This is a genomic window from Dyadobacter sp. 3J3 (assembly GCF_009801115.1).
In the GTDB taxonomy this organism is placed as follows: Bacteria; Bacteroidota; Bacteroidia; order Cytophagales; family Spirosomataceae; genus Dyadobacter.
In genome coordinates, this window is record NZ_VTOL01000017.1 from 88,206 (window position 1) to 104,330 (window position 16,125).

The 16,125-nt window shown below is 37.6% G+C and carries 16 protein-coding genes; 5 read left to right on the top strand and 11 right to left on the bottom strand.

Annotated elements, in window-relative coordinates; all coding sequences use genetic code 11:
* Positions 1 to 175 precede the first annotated feature (175 nt).
* Positions 176 to 1,150, bottom strand: coding sequence for a DUF1080 domain-containing protein (locus FZF08_RS27265; protein WP_159476498.1), 975 nt, complete (start codon positions 1,148 to 1,150; stop codon positions 176 to 178).
* Positions 1,151 to 1,327: 177 nt separating this feature from the next.
* Between FZF08_RS27265 and FZF08_RS27270 the strand changes: the two genes are divergently transcribed.
* A complete protein-coding gene (locus tag FZF08_RS27270) occupies positions 1,328 to 2,788 on the top strand; it encodes a TlpA disulfide reductase family protein (RefSeq protein ID WP_159476500.1) in 1,461 nt (486 codons plus the stop codon).
* A gap of 24 nt (positions 2,789 to 2,812) precedes the next feature.
* Here FZF08_RS27270 and FZF08_RS27275 read toward each other — a convergent pair whose 3' ends face one another.
* The 3 genes from FZF08_RS27275 to FZF08_RS27285 all read right to left on the bottom strand — a co-directional run bounded on the left by FZF08_RS27275 (position 2,813) and on the right by FZF08_RS27285 (position 4,561).
* Complete coding sequence (locus tag FZF08_RS27275; protein WP_159476502.1) at positions 2,813 to 3,277, bottom strand: SRPBCC domain-containing protein; 465 nt, start codon at positions 3,275 to 3,277, stop codon at positions 2,813 to 2,815.
* A gap of 314 nt (positions 3,278 to 3,591) precedes the next feature.
* Positions 3,592 to 3,828, bottom strand: a complete 237-nt coding sequence (locus tag FZF08_RS27280; protein WP_159476504.1) for a hypothetical protein — start codon at positions 3,826 to 3,828, stop codon at positions 3,592 to 3,594.
* Between the two features lie 499 nt (positions 3,829 to 4,327).
* Positions 4,328 to 4,561, bottom strand: a complete 234-nt coding sequence (locus FZF08_RS27285) for an acyl carrier protein (RefSeq protein ID WP_159476506.1) — start codon at positions 4,559 to 4,561, stop codon at positions 4,328 to 4,330.
* Positions 4,562 to 5,056: 495 nt separating this feature from the next.
* On the opposite strand from FZF08_RS27285, the gene FZF08_RS27290 reads away from it, so the two are divergent.
* Positions 5,057 to 6,289 carry a PepSY domain-containing protein gene (locus tag FZF08_RS27290; RefSeq protein ID WP_159476508.1) on the top strand — a complete coding sequence of 411 codons (1,233 nt, stop codon included), beginning with the start codon at positions 5,057 to 5,059 and terminating at the stop codon, positions 6,287 to 6,289.
* Positions 6,290 to 6,314: 25 nt separating this feature from the next.
* On the opposite strand, the gene FZF08_RS27295 is transcribed toward FZF08_RS27290, so the two are convergent.
* Complete coding sequence (locus FZF08_RS27295) at positions 6,315 to 7,436, bottom strand: AI-2E family transporter (protein ID WP_159476510.1); 1,122 nt, start codon at positions 7,434 to 7,436, stop codon at positions 6,315 to 6,317.
* 127 nt (positions 7,437 to 7,563) lie between these two features.
* Between FZF08_RS27295 and FZF08_RS27300 the strand changes: the two genes are divergently transcribed.
* The gene (locus tag FZF08_RS27300; RefSeq protein ID WP_159476512.1) at positions 7,564 to 8,835 is read left to right on the top strand and encodes an MFS transporter; all 1,272 of its coding nucleotides are present in this window, start codon (positions 7,564 to 7,566) and stop codon (positions 8,833 to 8,835) included.
* Here FZF08_RS27300 and FZF08_RS27305 read toward each other — a convergent pair.
* Positions 8,832 to 10,217: a sensor histidine kinase KdpD gene (locus FZF08_RS27305; protein WP_159476514.1), complete on the bottom strand. Its 1,386-nt coding sequence runs from the start codon at positions 10,215 to 10,217 to the stop codon at positions 8,832 to 8,834. The genes FZF08_RS27300 and FZF08_RS27305 overlap by 4 nt on opposite strands.
* A gap of 143 nt (positions 10,218 to 10,360) precedes the next feature.
* Positions 10,361 to 11,179, bottom strand: coding sequence for a phytanoyl-CoA dioxygenase family protein (locus tag FZF08_RS27310; RefSeq protein WP_159476517.1), 819 nt, complete (start codon positions 11,177 to 11,179; stop codon positions 10,361 to 10,363).
* A 137-nt stretch (positions 11,180 to 11,316) separates the two neighbouring features.
* On the opposite strand from FZF08_RS27310, the gene FZF08_RS27315 reads away from it, so the two are divergent.
* Positions 11,317 to 12,171, top strand: a complete 855-nt coding sequence (locus FZF08_RS27315; RefSeq protein WP_159476520.1) for an AraC family transcriptional regulator — start codon at positions 11,317 to 11,319, stop codon at positions 12,169 to 12,171.
* Between the two features lie 82 nt (positions 12,172 to 12,253).
* Here the strand turns inward: FZF08_RS27315 and FZF08_RS27320 are convergent, their stop codons facing one another.
* The 4 genes from FZF08_RS27320 to FZF08_RS27335 form a co-directional block, all read right to left on the bottom strand.
* Complete coding sequence (locus FZF08_RS27320; RefSeq protein ID WP_159476523.1) at positions 12,254 to 12,547, bottom strand: Dabb family protein; 294 nt, start codon at positions 12,545 to 12,547, stop codon at positions 12,254 to 12,256.
* 150 nt (positions 12,548 to 12,697) lie between these two features.
* Positions 12,698 to 13,279 (bottom strand): porin family protein, encoded by a 582-nt coding sequence (locus FZF08_RS27325; RefSeq protein WP_159476526.1) that lies wholly within the window; start codon positions 13,277 to 13,279, stop codon positions 12,698 to 12,700.
* 376 nt (positions 13,280 to 13,655) lie between these two features.
* The gene (locus tag FZF08_RS27330) at positions 13,656 to 14,054 is read right to left on the bottom strand and encodes a two-component system response regulator (RefSeq protein WP_159476529.1); all 399 of its coding nucleotides are present in this window, start codon (positions 14,052 to 14,054) and stop codon (positions 13,656 to 13,658) included.
* Entirely contained in the window at positions 14,041 to 15,651 is a 1,611-nt protein-coding gene (locus FZF08_RS27335; protein WP_159476532.1) for an ATP-binding protein, read from the bottom strand. Before FZF08_RS27335 ends, FZF08_RS27330 begins: the two co-directional genes overlap by 14 nt.
* 134 nt (positions 15,652 to 15,785) lie before the next feature.
* Here FZF08_RS27335 and FZF08_RS32405 point away from each other — a divergent pair.
* On the top strand, positions 15,786 to 16,125 hold a 340-nt coding region (locus FZF08_RS32405; RefSeq protein WP_200837179.1), incomplete at its 3' end, for a transposase family protein.

A 16,125-nucleotide genomic window follows, 5' to 3' on the forward strand; every position in this document is an offset into this window, starting at 1 on the left:
GGCAAACTTTAAGTCCCTCAAATTTATTGATTTAGTTTTGTAAAATAATGTAAAAGTGATGAAATTTAAAAATGCAAAAGAAGTATAAGTTATTGTGACAACCAAAAATAAAAAGCAGTGATAAACGAATTTACCACTGCTTTTATATGCTTTGTTTTGAAAAAATATTGTCTTTTTATTTGGCAGGAGTTATGACAATGTTACGATACTCAACCGGACCGTGATCGCCCTGAATAAGTAATGGACCTGGTTCTCCTTCGTTGCTATCTAACGCACCGCCGGTAATACCAGGAATTTCCTGATTTGTGATTACCGTTTTACCATTTACAGCCAATGTCAGAATTCTGCCAACAAGTGTCAGGTCAAAAGTTTGCCATTCTCCCGGTTCTTTTGCCATCATTTCACTTGGACTGATAAATCCGTAAACTGCTCCCAATTGATCCACGGCTGGTTCGAGGCCTTTGCCGTCGGTCACCTGCATTTCGTAGCGGCCTCTCAAATACACGCCACTATTGCTTCCTTTTGGAATGCGGAATTCGGCATGCAATTTGAAATCACCGTATTTAGCATCTGTTATCAGGTTTGCACCTGATTTCTCACTTTTTAAAATACCGTCTTTGGCAATCCACTGATTTGTGCCTTCGGCGTGCCATCCTTTTATTTCATTTCCACCCGTTAATGGAATCGCTTTTCCCCAAACTGGCTGTGTCGTTTTACGTAGTGACGGTGCACGAACACCCGTCCAGTTATACGTTTTTCCATCCACAGTATTCATCGTTCCGGTAAGTTTATCACCTGAAAGTGAGCCTTCAACTGTTAAATCTTTATCTCCTTTTTCCCACTGCGGTGGAATTGCGAAGGTTAATTTTCCATCCTTGAAATGAACTTCCGAGATAGGACGGGCGCTGCCTGAAAAGCCAACAAATTGTCCAATCAAAGTGTGATTTCCTGAATGTCTCACTTCCAGCCAGGAAGGTGAAGGTTTTCCAGCTACGTCAACCGTAATATCCCAACGGCCTTCAAGTGGTGATGCAAGCGGTTTTACAAGATTACTGGCCATAGCTGACCCAACAGCTATCAGTAAAGAAAGTACCGGAAGAAAAAAATACCGGGAAAGATGTTTGTGGTTTGTCAGGAATATTTTTCGCATACAATTTTAAGAATATTATAAGCCGTGAATTTACCTATAAATCTTAAATAAATTGTTTTTCATGACAAATGCTGTGGAATCGAAAGTAATATTGAACTTCGATTTTCTGAAATTTCGGCAAAAACCAAATACCTTTCGGTTAATTAATCCTCCGTAAATTCAACAACCCGATAAGCCATGAAGATAATCAAAACGCTTCCAGTAGTGATACTGATCATTTATTTTGGACTGGCATGTAGTAAAAAAGAATCAGGAAAAGTAAAAATTTCAGTACATGCTACCGGGATGAAAAATTTGAAAGTCCAGGCTTTCACCAACGATATGGTAAGTATGGAACCGGTTGTGATCTCAGAATCTGTGTTGGATAGCTCAGGAAATGCTGTTTTGGAATTTAAATCTGATCATCCGGTGTTGGGATTTGTGAAAGTGGGAGATATTGAAACCTCAGCATTTTCAAAGCCAGGAGATGAATATGATATAATATTGGACAGTCTGCAAAAAGCAGAAGGTGTTCGGTACGAGGGTGACGAGGCCGATATGAATGATTACATCGTAAAATGCGAAGCTGCCCGATTAAGATTCGAGAGGATAAATGATAAGTATTATTTTCAGCTGGAACCAGATGAGTTTTTATCGTTAAAAGATTCTCTTGAAGCAAATTATCAAAAACTTTATACACTTTTAAAGGAAAAAACAAGACTTGATCCTGAGCTTGAAAGGGTACTGGAAATCCAGCAAAAAATGAACATTACATATTTCGTCCATAATTATGTGCGCTCGAAATATGGAAGTCAGGGTGAAATTCCAACCGCTTTAAAAAGTATAATTGATAAAACACCAGACGATTCTCTTGTCTTAAACTATAAAATGCGTGTTTACAGTCTTGTTGTGAACGCATTTTTGGAATCCAGGATTTACGCTCCATTATATCAGGAGCACAAAGATTTGTCGCCAGATTCAATCAATGGAATGATGCCGCTTTTGGGATCGGCAAAAATTGAAAAATCGGATTATCCGAATTTTATGAAGGAGCTTTTACTAGCTAAAAACGTAAATAACTATCTGGTATTTAGTGGTATTACTCCTGAGGTAGATTCGATTTATCTTAAATTTAAAAATACTTACAAAAACAAAGATTATTTAAGCGCATTAAAAAAATCGTATGATAAATGGCTCAGCATCGGGCCGGGAAGACCAGCTCCGGATTTTAGCGGAGATACGCCTGATGGCAGGAAAATAGCTCTTTCGGATCTAAAAGGGAAAATCGTTTATATGGATGTGTGGGCTACCTGGTGCGGACCTTGCAAAACAGAATTGCCATTTACAAGAAAGATTCAAAAGGATTTCAAGGGCAATGACCAGGTTGCTTTTCTCTATGTGTCTATTGACGAAAGTATTCCCGACTGGCATAACATGTTAAAAAAAGATAAAGAATTTGGTGGAATTCATATCAATCAGAAACAACACCAGCAACCTGGCGCTATTTGGGAGTTGTATCTGATGACGGGAATACCGCGGTATGTGCTGATTGATGCAGAAGGGAAAATTGTACAGTCTAATGCGTCAAGACCTTCGTCGGGCAAAGTAACTGGCGAAATAAACGCACTTCTGAAACCAAAAAGATTGGTTATTAAATAATAAGGGATTCATTCCTTTATCATTTTATACAGTATATTTTTGTGCGGAAGAGTTTTCCAGAAATCCTTTCAGACTTCCCAAAGCAGCTTTCCAGGCATCCTGATGGGGTAAAGCGGCTGCCTCTCCTGGTAATCCTTCCTGTTTTACATGAAGAATACTACCCGATTCTTTGTCTTCAAAGCCAATTGTTAAGATGTACCTTTCATCGGGCAGATCGTTAGAGAAATCCCATTCCCAACTATAGACAAGTTTTTCATTAATCCTCACCTGCTGATATTTTCCAGTTACACGAAATTCTTTTTTTTCAAATTCATAAAGTACCTCTCCGCCATCCTCTAACTCATTTTTTACATCTGAAAGAGAATTTTCCATCGGATACCACCACTGTTTTAGTTTTTCCGGCACGGTCCATGCTTCAAAAAGTGTTTCTGCCGGCACTGTAAAGTCCTGGCTGAATTCGATACTATATTCGTTTTCCTTGATTTCCATCGTTGACATCTGTATAAAGTAAATCTCTGTTTTACATGATAATCTAAATCATCCGGCAGCTTGATCAACTATAATAATTATGCCTCCAATAAAGCTCCTTTTTTTAATTTTTATTTGGGAATAAATGCAAAAAGGCCCCGACAAGTATCGGGGCCTTTTATACTTATGCTATATCTTAAAGAGGTAGTTGAAATTTGGTAAAGTACACCAAATAACCTTTGCAAAACTGTCTTGGGGAAGAGTAAATCATAAGTATTATCCATACCTATATTTACTCGTTTATCCTTCTGACCGCTTTTTTTGCTTCAATTATTTTACTTGATGCTTTTCAATTTTAGCTCAACAATATTTGCTTTTTGAATGGCAGTTTTTGTTGATTCTGCTGATAAATTAACACGTTGTGGTGCTGGACCGTCCAAAATTGGAAGAGAAGCTGGCAAGATTTTGTTTATCAGGGTAACTTTTGATTTTTCTTCGTTAGAAGCAATAGCACTTGTTGCGATAGTCAATGCTAATAAAGCCAATGCTATCATTTTGTTTGCATTTTTCATAGATAATCATTTTTACAACTTTTCTGTTGTTGTTGTTTTATTACAATGCAAATATACTACATATAATTATAAAATGTACACTCAGTGAAAGTTATGTATATTTTTTCATTTTATTTTTAGCCCTAATTTAGCTTAAATATTGATTTTTCACCAAACTATATATAGGATTATTTAAATATTAAAATCTGGAATGTAACCATTTTGTATAAAACAGAGCCTAATAAGATTTTGACTTGTTGGCTGCATAGCAATGATCTTATCAGTTAAAGTTTTGGATCGATACTTTATATTGACAAAATGTGTCTTTCTGAAATTTTATTCTGAATGGACTTTACTAATGGGCAATTTTCGGGGATTTGTGCAATTTTATTTTTTATGAGGCTAAAAATATTTTGAAAATAATTTAAAATATTTTCAAAGATTGATTCAACGGTCATTTCTAGCACGGGATCACGACCCGAATTTCAAGTTGAAATGAAGAATGTCATGAATTATATGTTCAGGCTTCGGCTCTTTTCTTTACCAGATAATCGGAAAACTGTTTTACTGTTTGAAGGTCCTGATACTCTTCGTCAGGAATGGCAATTTTAAACATATCTTCCATTTGTAAAATCAGGTCGACGGTATCCAGACTATCCAGACCGAGGTCTTTCGAAAGATGTGAATCTTCCGTGATGGATGTAAAAGGCAGGCCGGAGTTCACTGCGAGAAGTGCCCTGAGTTGATCATTCATATGAAAAGTATTTAAGATTTTTAAAACGGAAATGTTTCCAGGTAAAAATTACTTCATATGATCAGCGCTGTCTTTTTCTGCTTTTGTTATAAAATTTTACATGCTCGCCAATTAGCAAGCTATCCTTCAAATAGCAGTACATGCAAAGACGCGATAATGTGGCAAACCATCTAATTTTTAAGATTTGTTAACATAAAAGACGCCTTCCGGAGCTGATGATGGTTGAGTAAAAATAGTGAAATTAATGTAGACCGCCATATTGCATGGCAACACAGTCTAATGGATCAAATTGTCACATTAACGACTGGTTGCAGGTTGATTTACTTTATAATTTCGAGAAGAACTTGTAATTTTTTGAGAATATTGTAATTTATTTGGACGAATTTAAAATAAGACTAATCTTGTGTATATTAATTCAATTTGGAATGATTAAGTCTAATGATTTGACATTCTTTTTTTTAAAGAAGTTATTGAACTATACGGTCTGGCGTTTATATGAAGAAGAAATACACATTCAGAAAACTAATTAATGACCTTCATCTTTGGGTAGGCCTTCCGAGTGCGATCGTTCTTTTTGTTATGTGTTTGACCGGCACAATTTACGCTTTCAGGATTGACATTACGCATTTTCTGGATACGGATAAATTTACAATGACGACCGAAAATAAAAGGCTGATGCCAATGGCCGTCCTTATGGCAAAAGTCGAAACGGAGATAAAAGGAAAAATAAGTAATATCCAGATTCCGGAAAATACATCCGAAGCCTGGACCGTTGCGCTGAACATTCCTGAAAAAGGAGTAGCAGAAGGAAAAGTTAAGGAAGAAAGCGCTTCCAAAATGTCACGGAAAAAGGAAGAACGCAAAGTTAAATCAGTCAGTTATTTTGTCAATCCATACACGGGAAAGATACTGGGAGATGCGCAGACATCTTCTTCTGCGTTTTTTGCCACGACATTAAAACTGCACAGATGGCTTTTAATGGATAAAAGCATTGGCGGCGTAATAACCGGCACGGCTGCCGTCATGATGATTTTTCTGCAAATTTCAGGACTGATCCTATGGTTTCCGGCAAAAATAAAAAGCTGGAAAAAATCAGGAAGCTGGACGCCTGGATTTAAAGTTAAAACGGATGCAAGGTTTAAAAGAGTAAATTTTGATATGCACAAAACGTTGGGATTTTATGCTTTTGTTTTTGTGACGATTATGGCTTTAACTGGCCCGTATTTTGCTTTTGACTGGTACAAGGAAGGATTTACGAAATTAATGGGTGTTACGAAAAAAGAAAACCCGGTTTCTGCAATTCCGGGGAAGAACACACCAGTTGATTTGGAAACTGTTTTAGCGAATGCTGGCAAGGTGTATTCGTATACCGGTAATATTCGCATCAACATGCCGTCAGATTCCGTTGGTACTTTTACCGTTCTTAAAAGCCAAAGCGGATTTTTAACACTGGCCGCAGTCGACAGGGTTTATTTTGATCAATACACAGGAGTATTGGTAAGGCTGGAAAAATATTCAGATAAACCTTTGGGGGAAAAGATTACTTCCTCTGTCAAATTTATCCATACCGGCGAACTGTTTGGAACATTTTCCAAAATACTTTATTTTTTAGCCTGTCTTGTTGCAACCTCATTACCGATTTCCGGCTTTTTTATATGGTTTAATAAAGGCAAAAAAGAACCGAAAAAGGGAAAACTGAGAACAAAGGTTTTGGTTGACCAGTTATAAATCATTTATTACTTTGTTTTCAGGGCTAATTCGCTACCGGATTAGCCTTATTTTTTTCGTCTTCCGCAAGCTCCTGCCTGGCAGATTTTGAATCGGGATGGCTGTCATCGTCACCCAAAACCATTCCCCAAGGTTTCAGGCCCTCAACGCGGTCGAAGATTACTTTGATAATCGCAATGACAGGGATGGATAAAAACATGCCTGTAATTCCCCATATCATTTCCCCGAGCACAAGTCCGATTAGCGCAATCAGTGTATTTATTTTCACTTTTGACCCAACAATTTTAGGCATAATGTAATTGCTGTCGATCAGATGTATGGCCGCAATGGCTGCCATCACGAATAAAATATGACTGGAAGTTGATGTGGCGAATGTGATCAAAATGGCAAGCAATAATGCTGTAAGGATGCCGATGTAGGGTATCAGATTGAAAATTCCGGTAATAAGTCCAAGCAAAAAGCCATATTTTATGCCCAGGATTGTAAAGGCTGCAACAGAAAGGCCTGTCACGATCATCATTTGGAGAAATAAACCAACAATGTATTTTTTGACAATATATTGAATCTGGCTCACCACGTCATACACAACACTACTTTGTTCCTCACTAAACAAAGAAACAATGAAGCGGAGTAGCAAACGTCTGTGCAGCAGAATGAAAAAAGTATATAAAAAGGTAAAAAGTAAAAAGAGCAGCACGGAGGAAACTGAAAGTAAAGTGTTACCCAGCAAAGTTGTTCCGGTATTCAAAGCTTTTTCGGTAGAGTCATTGATATAACTCATTTGCTGGTCGCTATCCACATGGAATCTCATAGAAATCCATTTTTGTAAATCCTCTGTACCCGTCAGTACTTGCTGCTTAAAGGCCGGCCAATCCTGGGCAAGTGCAGTAAGTTGAGATCCAAGGATGGTTATGATGCCAACAATCGCAAAAATTAAACACAACAACGCAATTAGCGAGGAAGCCCATCTTGGTAAACGAAGCTTATTTTCCAGAAATACGGAAAAAGGAAGCAGTAATAATGAAAATAAAAGAGCAAAAATCAGCGGAGCAAGTAATGTACGCCCTATAATTGCTATGTAAAAAACACAAATTATGCTGATCAGGATTTGAGCTAACCGGGTATAAAAAGGTGTGACGCGTGTCATGGAAACGGAAATTTTGGAATTTGATTTTGATAATAATAAATATAATCATGCCAGACAAATATGAGCAACTAAACCAGGTAGTGTTTTCTATTATTGGCCTTTACACAATAAAGCTAAACACAAACGTATGAATCAGCCACTGGCTCCGAAGCGATGGTTTCGAATTATTCCCATTGTATTTATCACATACAGTCTTGCCTATCTTGACCGGGCCAATTTTGGTTTTGCGGTAGCGGGAGGGATGGCTGCTGATCTCAATATTGACAAAGCTACTTCATCTCTTCTGGGATCTCTATTTTTTCTTGGATACTTCTTTTTCCAGATTCCCGGCGCTCATTATGCGGCAAATAAAAGCGCAAAAAAGCTAATTTTCATTTCCCTGATATTATGGGGAGCTCTGGCCGCAGCCACAGGGATGGTCAGTAATGTTGGTTCTCTGATCACGATACGTTTTATGCTGGGCGTAGTTGAAAGTGCCGTTATGCCGTCCATGTTGATTTTGTTGAGCCATTGGTTTACAAAAAAGGAACGTTCAAGAGCCAATACTTTTCTGATCCTTGGAAATCCGGTCACCGTATTATGGATGTCAGTGCTGTCGGGCTATCTGATCGACTCTATGGGTTGGCGCTGGATGTTTATTATTCAGGGAATTCCCGGGATAATATGGGCATTTATCTGGTGGAAAATGATCGATGAAAAACCAAAAGATGCAAACTGGCTTGATGAGTCTGAAAAACAGGCTGTGGAAAAACAGCTTAGTGAAGAACAAGCGGGCATTAAACCAGTGAAAAATTACGCCGAAGCTTTTAAGTCTGCAACGGTAATACTTCTTTGTTTTCAGTATTTCTTTTGGAGCCTGGGTGTATACGGGTTTGTAATGTGGCTCCCGTCTATCATCAAAGCTGCGCCAGATATGGATATTGTGAAAACGGGTTGGCTATCGTCCGTTCCCTATTTGCTTGCGATTACTGGTATGCTAGCAACTTCGTATTTTTCAGATAAAACGTTGAACCGGAAAATATTCATCTGGCCATTTCTGCTGACCGCTTCTGTTGCATTCTTTTGTTCTTATTTTATCGGTACGAATCATTTCTGGATATCATTCGTATTGTTAGTAATCGCCGGTGGAGCACTTTATGCACCTTACGGGCCGTTTTTTGCTGTAATAACTGAAATATTACCCAAAAATGTTGCAGGAGGTGCTTTGGGGCTGATCAATAGCATAGGAGCGCTCGGATCATTTATCGGAGCTTATCTTGTGGGATATCTGAATGGGAAAACCGGAGGTTTTGAAGCTTCGTATTTATTGATGGCCGTGGCTTTGCTGATTTCCGGGGTCATTACTATCATCGTTGTTAAGGCTCCGGATTATAATCTAAAGATGACAGTACAAAACTAGCTGTTATTATGTTCAAAAGGTTTACTGGATACGGCTGCGTGTCTGGGAACGGAAATGTAGAAACACGAACCTTGCCCTGGTATACTGTCAAACCATATTTTCCCATTTTGGGCTTTAATGTATTCTATACATAGCAAGAAACCCAGGCCAACTCCTTTTTCACCTTTGGTGCCAAAAGTGGATTCTGCTTTCAAAGAAAAAAGATCTGGCTGTCTTTCAAGGGGGATTCCTATGCCCGTATCTTTTATGACAATAATACAGTTGTCCGGCCCTGTTTTGGCATTCAAGGTTATAGCACCCCCTTTATGAGTAAACTTTATAGCATTTCCAACGAAATTTCTGACAATGAGCTGCATCATGTCCTTATCGGCAAAAATTGTCAGATCAGGATCGAAAGAATAATCAAGTAAAATATCTTTTGCGGAAGCAACGGTTTTCTCAAAATCCAGCGTTTCGGACAACAGATCAATAACATTTAAATATTCGGGATAAGCAGCAACCCCATGAAGCTGGGATTTGGACCAGGCCAAAAGTTTAGTTAGTAGTGCGAGTGTATCCTTTGTTGCGTGGAGGAGATCTTTTTCGATATCTGTCTTCTCTTTTTCTTCGAGTCCGTAAGAGGAAAGTAATTCAAGATAACTCTGAATGCTGGACAAAGGAGATCTTAAATCATGGGCGATTATGGATATAAGTTTGCTCTTCTCCGCACTCAGGCTTTCAAGTTCCTGATTTTGTTTTACAATTCTTAAATTCTTTTTCTCGATGGATTTACTCTTTATCAATGCAGATATTTTCTCGCGCTCATAACTTTTTCGAATGTAAGAAGTACAGAAAAAAATCAGCAATGCAACTTGAATATATGAGGAAGTTTGATCAATAAAATGTTCAAGCCTGCTAGAATAGGGGTCAGGGAATAATTCTGGATAATAATATTCAATAGCATACAATGATAACACAATGCCTATATTGGTAGGAATCCAGATTTTGTATTGTTCTACCGGACTTATTATAATGCTCAGAAAGAGAAAAAGCAGAAAAGACTCATCAACAGGCCCGTATAATCCACCGTCTGCAAAGTAGATAAATATGAAAAGCCCTAGTCCAAGACAATTGGAAATTAATATACTTATACCGACTTTATGTAAAAATCTGGAATTATAATATAAACCTAGACATGTAATCATCACTACCAGACTTGCCAAAGCTATTTCCGGTATGTTGATTAAAATATGGAAGGGAATATTGTAAAATAATGCCGCAATAGATATAAGACAGGCCGAATGGAATATACGTGCGTTAAGCGGGAACTCGGATGGATGTCCCGTTAACTTAACACAATACTTATTTAAACGCGCTTTAATTGAAAAATTTTTACTTTTCATTTGTACAAATATAAGATTAACTTATACGGATACAGTTGCATAGCTTAAAAAAAGGTCATAGTAATGGAGGGAAATATAAAAAAAGTATCCTGGTTAAGGGATACCTTTAATTTTCAAGAATGTAAACGGGCTGGCAAAATTACTTATAAAATCACAGGATTCAGGTAGGAATCAAGCGGCTCACCCGCAGATCCACCAGCCATCCAGCGCTGACGATCAGCTTCCTGATGTTTGTTTTGTGGTTCAGTTATTTTGGCACCATCGGCCACAAAAATAATAGTCATGACTTCCCTTACCACCTCGGTAGATTTATTTCCCGGTGCAGAGTGCAGTGTCCAGCCATAATGCCAGGTAGCATCACCGGCGTTCATGGTTTCCGCTCTTGCTATTTTGTAGCCTTTATCATTAACAAACTTTTGCAGCATAATTTCTGATTCGTCAGAAATCGGTACATTTTCAATAAAACCGCTTTGATGTGAGCCGGAAGCAAATGTGAGCATCCCCATATCCGAATCAATATCAATCAAAGGCATCCACATCGTAATGGTTTTGTCGGTGTCAACCGGCCAGTAATACTGATCCTGGTGCCAGGGTGTAAAACCGCCTCCGGGTTCTTTGTATAAGGCCTGATCATGATAAATTCTAACATTTTCGACACCGAGTAAGTCTGCGGCAATTTTGCCAAAACGTTTTGCCAGTGAGAAATTCTTTACATTTTCATCAACTTCCCATAAATTAGTAATTTGCAGAAAAGCCTTTCCATAAGTGTCTCTGTCTTCCAGTTTGCGCTTTTCCGTGTTGTAGGCTACGGCCGCTTTGTTGATAACATCTCTGTAATAGGAAACTTCGTTTGAGTCAAGAACCCCGGGAATCATCACATGCCCGTTTTCTTTAAAACTCTCAATTTCAATTTCGGTAACTGTTTTGTAACCATTAATGTCGGGAGCGGTAGGGGTAATCATAAAAATTTAAGGTTTAGGAATAATCATGCTCAAATTTCGGGGCTTTATTGATTTTTAGTTAGGCGGATAATGGCAATTTTATGGCGTATATTATCTATTTTTATTGTTAAGATTGACAATTGATTAATAAAGTCAATATGAAGCCTTTATTCGAAAATTTACAGCCCGGGCCGGAAAGTTCTTTCATTGTAAGGTCTTTTGATCTGGAACAATTTACCGTTCCCTTTCATTTTCATCCTGAATTTGAACTTACACTGATTTTAAAAGGAAGTGGAAAACGATACGTTGGGAATAATATGTCGGATTTTAAGGAAAAAGATCTGGTTTTAATAGGCCCGGATCTACCGCATTGCTGGAAAAGTGAGAAAGAAGATGGCGTAAAATCAGTTGTTGTACATTTCATAAGGGATTTTCTGGGTAACGATTTTTTTGAAAAGCCTGAGCTATCCAATATTCTGAATATTCTCAAACGCAGTGCTTCCGGTATTCTTTTTACCGGACAGACGGCAGAAAATGCTGTAACCAAAATGCAGTTGCTTTCGGCTGAGGAAAACCCTTTCCGTAAAATGCTCCGACTATTAGACATTATGGAAGATCTCGCCGCATCTTCCGAATATCAATTGCTTGATCGTGTAGGAACAGTTGCTCAGCTTCCACATGTCAGCAAAGAAAGAATGAATGTGGCACTGGGTTATATTGTCGATAATTTCAGGCAGGGCATTATTTTGAATGAAGTAGCCGCCGAAGTCAATATGTCGCCAAATGCGTTTTGTAAGTATTTTAAAAAAGCAACGGATAAGACATTTATGGAGACGGTAATTGAATACCGTATAAATTTTGCCATGCAACAGCTTTTATCGACTGAAAAACCAGTAGCTGAAATTGCTATGGAAAGTGGATTTGGAGATGTTTCTCATTTTTATAAACTTTTCAAAAGATTGATAAAAATAAGTCCGCTGCAATACAGAAAGGATTTTCAAAAGGGAATTTGAGAAAAGAAACTTTTTCTTTTCAAAATAATTTTATCACATACATCAATGATACATTGCTGCTAATGGCCTCCTATTTTTACAATTAAATGTACTTTGTGTAATCAATTTCAAGGAAATCTTCCACATTTTTCACCCATAGTTTTTCAACAAATTGAACGTGATCCGGATGGGCTGAATAATCGTCGTAGCTTTTTTGGTCATCAAATTCCATCGTCAGACCGTAATCGAATTTATTTGATTTACTAACCTCTCTTACACACTGAAAATTATTAACTCCCGGAATAGATGACAATTCCATCGCTGCATTCAAAAATGTGTTTTCTTCTTGGGAACCTTGTGGATGTTTGAGTTTAAAAAAAACAGAATGCTTTATCATAGTTTTAAAAAGGAAGTATAATGGTTGCAACGGCTAAGTTAATAGTTCGGTTCTGATTCTTTGTCATTGAATTGAAATCTTAACTTGCCATAAAATAAGAAGAGGGAAAAGAACTTAATCTTTTCCCTCTTCTTATTTTTATGATTTGACTTAATCGTTATTTATCAAAGGAATTGCCCAGAAAATACTGGCCTGAATCACGCTGTTCTTGAAATCAGGATTAATATTTTGTCCTGTGAAATTACCAACTTTTGAAAGTCCGGCGATGTAGCGGGCTCCAATTCCTAAACCTATTTTAGTCTGGTACCCAATTCCTGCGCCAACTGCAAGGTCAAGATTTTTGGCGAAATGATTGATCGTTTGGTCAGGCAGATCCTGTGAAGTTCTGAAACCAACCTGCGGACCCGCTTCTACAAAAAAGCCTCCATTTGTTTTCAATTTGAACATCACCGGTATGGTAAGGTAACTTATTTTAAAATCCTGCTGACCAGCCGGACGCTGAACTTTGGCTCCTTGTGTCGAAAACAAAACTTCCGGCTGGATCGAGAAATTTTTGCCAAAACCAAAATTCAAAAGACCACCGATGTGATAACCTACCAAAGGATCTGAATCAATATCACCGCTGGTATAATTGCTGATATTAATACCAGCTTTTGGACCGATACTGAAAGTTTGTGCAAAAGTAAAAGTGCTGATTGTTGCCAGGCATATTGTAAAAAATAGCTTTTTCATGTCTTTTGATAAGTTATAAAATTAGAAAGTTTTATTTTTTAGACTATTTTGATGTTTCAGTCTAAAAACTTTCGTTTAAATAACTATACCTGCTTTTTCAAGTCTCATTTAGCTGACATTTACACAAATTTGGATTAAACTTGGTATATAATCACTTTTATTTTAAGAAAGCATCCTGATGAGATATCTTATTTCGCTATTTTAGAGCAAACCGAAATATGACAATGGTTCGATATAGGCCACGGAATTCATTTTTGTCACCTTTGTTAATTTAACTGGGGAAATTTTTCTCATCATCGGGAAAAGCAATCCGCTAAACGTATGTTATTACTTATAATTTTCAAAAAATAGCGAAAGTGGGAATCTAGTAAAATATTTACATCTGTTCAACCAGTTTTTTTAACATATCAACGTCAATGGGTTTTCTGATAAAATCTTTTACTGAATCAATAGCCATAGCGCGGTTATAGTCATCCTGATCGTCAGAGGAGCTTGTCATGTAGAGCGTCATTTCTTTTTCTATAACAGGCTTCAGCTTGGAATAGCCAGCCAGAAATTGCCATCCGTCAAGAATTGGCATATTGATATCAAGCAATATTAATTCCGGAAGTTCTTCCGGCTGCATTTTCTTGTCTACAAAAAATTGGAGGGCATCCAGACCGTTCTTGAAAAAAATGGTGTTTTCTGCAACTTCCGCATGTTCAATTATTCGCTTGATAAGAAATGTGTAAATTTGATCATCGTCAATAACACAAATAAGATTAATTTTTTTCATAAAACGTTACCTTAAATTTGGTTCCTTTATTTAGTTTACTTTCCACTGTAATTTTGCCTCCCTGCGATTCAATTTGGTTTTTTATCAGGAATAATCCTACACCGTTTGAATCTTTATGTGTGTGAAATGTTTTGTAAAGCCCAAAAATTTTCGCGCCGTGTAATTCAAGATCTATACCCACGCCATTGTCATTATATTCAAGAATTGTGGTCTGATTTTTATCAGTGTAAGTTTTTAGTTCAATGCGTAAGTCCTCTCCTTGCTTTTTATACTTAATACCATTGGAAACCAGGTTCATGATAATACTTTCAAGATAAATCTCGGGATACAAAATCATATCAACTTTAAAATCCATATCGACGACAGCCTTACTGTCAATAAGCCCGGTCTCAAGAATACTTAATACCTTTTCAGTTGTCGTTTTAAAACTCAATTCCTGACTTGGCAAATAGCTTTCCCTGATTTTAATGACAGCTGAAAGGTCGTTTAATGTTTCGTTAAGATTTGCGGAAACACTTTTGATTTTCTGGAAAATTTCAGTGTTGTTTTTATCCAGCGTGGTTTCGTCAACAATGTCAGTGAGCATCGTAATATTACTGGAATGATTCCTCAGATTATGTGACAGGATATGTGTGAAATTTTTAAGCTGATTATTTTGCTGCGCCATTAAATCAACTGACTGGCTAAGTGCCATTTCATTGGTTTTATATTTATCAATATCCATAATTACACCCCTCATTTTGACTAAATCTCCGTTTTGGTCAAAATGAGGCTTGCCATAATAACGAATCCATTTTTTGTATTGATCGGGCATAACGAGCTGCAATTCCAAATCCCAACCAATACTTTGCATATGAGCATTTTCTATTGTTTTTCTGAGGATTTCCTGATGAGGTTTCACGAAAGAGGCCACTAATTCCTGGGGCCCGATAAAATAGTTTTGGTCACGCCCGTAAATTTCATATGCTGTTTTTGACCAGTTGAATTGTTTGGTCCGCACATCAAGCTCCCAGCCGCCAACACGTCCAACATGACCCGCCTCTGATAGTAAAAATTCGCTTGCGGCTAGTTTTTCTTCTACCAATCGGCGTTCATTTATTTCATGTTCCAACTCCTGCACGGACCTGAGCAGTAAAACGTTTGGCAAAATCCTGTAAAGTACATAAACAGTTGTCATGGATACTACCGCAGTGAGCAGCCTGATAAAAGCACTCAGGCGATAGACTGGCCACCAGAAAATAATCGCATCAACAAAGTGAGTGGTGCCGCACAAAACAATAAAAGCACCAAAAAGCCAGACTACTTTTGGGAAAGGAAAATCTTTCCGAAGAATGACAAGACGAAACAAAAATATAGGAATAAGGAAATAGGCTGCCCATATCAAAATATCAGAGATAATATAAAGCCAGCCGTGAAAATCTGACCAGTTTCCGCAGTACCACCGGGCCGGCCAGTCACTTGTATCGAAAAGGCCAGAAAAAAAAGTAGTAAACTGTTCACCCAATCCGGCCCGGGCTGTTACTTGATGCTTGTGCCCGATTTCACAAATTGGGCCGCAATCCGGGATTTTGGAAATAGTTATGGCATGTGGTTTCAAGATGAATAGTTTAGGGGTGTTGTAGTTGAGTACTCATTAAATAAATATTTTTTAACTTATTTAAATAATAGACAATATCACGAATAGAATTGTAAGAGCATAAAAAAGGCCGCCCTGTTTTTAAGTTTGTAGCTGTGAAACAAATAAACGAAAAAGCCCGGGCGACCTGCGACAAATTTAGAGCTCTTAGTAGTCTGAACAAAGCAGAATATGAATCTTTATTTTCTGTTTTTGACGATTTAGTATCTAATCGGTTAAAACATTACACTTTAAAAGGCGTAAAAAGGGTTGCAAAATTTTACAGGGAATCCCGTAACAGTAGCTTGTATGGAAGCCGGTCTAAACTGGATTTTATTCTGATGTATCTGAAAGAAAACCCTAATCAGTCCTACCATGGTTTGCTGTTTGAGATGTGTCAATCGAAAGTAAGTGAATGGATTAAGTTTCTGTTGCCGTTACTGGAGTCTTGTTTGT

What these genes read in the sequence shown, in the direction of transcription:
- FZF08_RS27265 (WP_159476498.1), bottom strand. Translation starts at nt 1,150, where the DNA reads ATGCGAAAAATATTCCTGACAAACCACAAACATCTTTCCCGGTATTTT.
- FZF08_RS27270 (WP_159476500.1), top strand. Translation starts at nt 1,328, where the DNA reads ATGAAGATAATCAAAACGCTTCCAGTAGTGATACTGATCATTTATTTT.
- FZF08_RS27275 (WP_159476502.1), bottom strand. Translation starts at nt 3,277, where the DNA reads ATGGAAATCAAGGAAAACGAATATAGTATCGAATTCAGCCAGGACTTT.
- FZF08_RS27280 (WP_159476504.1), bottom strand. Translation starts at nt 3,828, where the DNA reads ATGAAAAATGCAAACAAAATGATAGCATTGGCTTTATTAGCATTGACT.
- FZF08_RS27285 (WP_159476506.1), bottom strand. Translation starts at nt 4,561, where the DNA reads ATGAATGATCAACTCAGGGCACTTCTCGCAGTGAACTCCGGCCTGCCT.
- FZF08_RS27290 (WP_159476508.1), top strand. Translation starts at nt 5,057, where the DNA reads ATGAAGAAGAAATACACATTCAGAAAACTAATTAATGACCTTCATCTT.
- FZF08_RS27295 (WP_159476510.1), bottom strand. Translation starts at nt 7,436, where the DNA reads ATGACACGCGTCACACCTTTTTATACCCGGTTAGCTCAAATCCTGATC.
- FZF08_RS27300 (WP_159476512.1), top strand. Translation starts at nt 7,564, where the DNA reads ATGAATCAGCCACTGGCTCCGAAGCGATGGTTTCGAATTATTCCCATT.
- FZF08_RS27305 (WP_159476514.1), bottom strand. Translation starts at nt 10,217, where the DNA reads ATGAAAAGTAAAAATTTTTCAATTAAAGCGCGTTTAAATAAGTATTGT.
- FZF08_RS27310 (WP_159476517.1), bottom strand. Translation starts at nt 11,179, where the DNA reads ATGATTACCCCTACCGCTCCCGACATTAATGGTTACAAAACAGTTACC.
- FZF08_RS27315 (WP_159476520.1), top strand. Translation starts at nt 11,317, where the DNA reads ATGAAGCCTTTATTCGAAAATTTACAGCCCGGGCCGGAAAGTTCTTTC.
- FZF08_RS27320 (WP_159476523.1), bottom strand. Translation starts at nt 12,547, where the DNA reads ATGATAAAGCATTCTGTTTTTTTTAAACTCAAACATCCACAAGGTTCC.
- FZF08_RS27325 (WP_159476526.1), bottom strand. Translation starts at nt 13,279, where the DNA reads ATGAAAAAGCTATTTTTTACAATATGCCTGGCAACAATCAGCACTTTT.
- FZF08_RS27330 (WP_159476529.1), bottom strand. Translation starts at nt 14,054, where the DNA reads ATGAAAAAAATTAATCTTATTTGTGTTATTGACGATGATCAAATTTAC.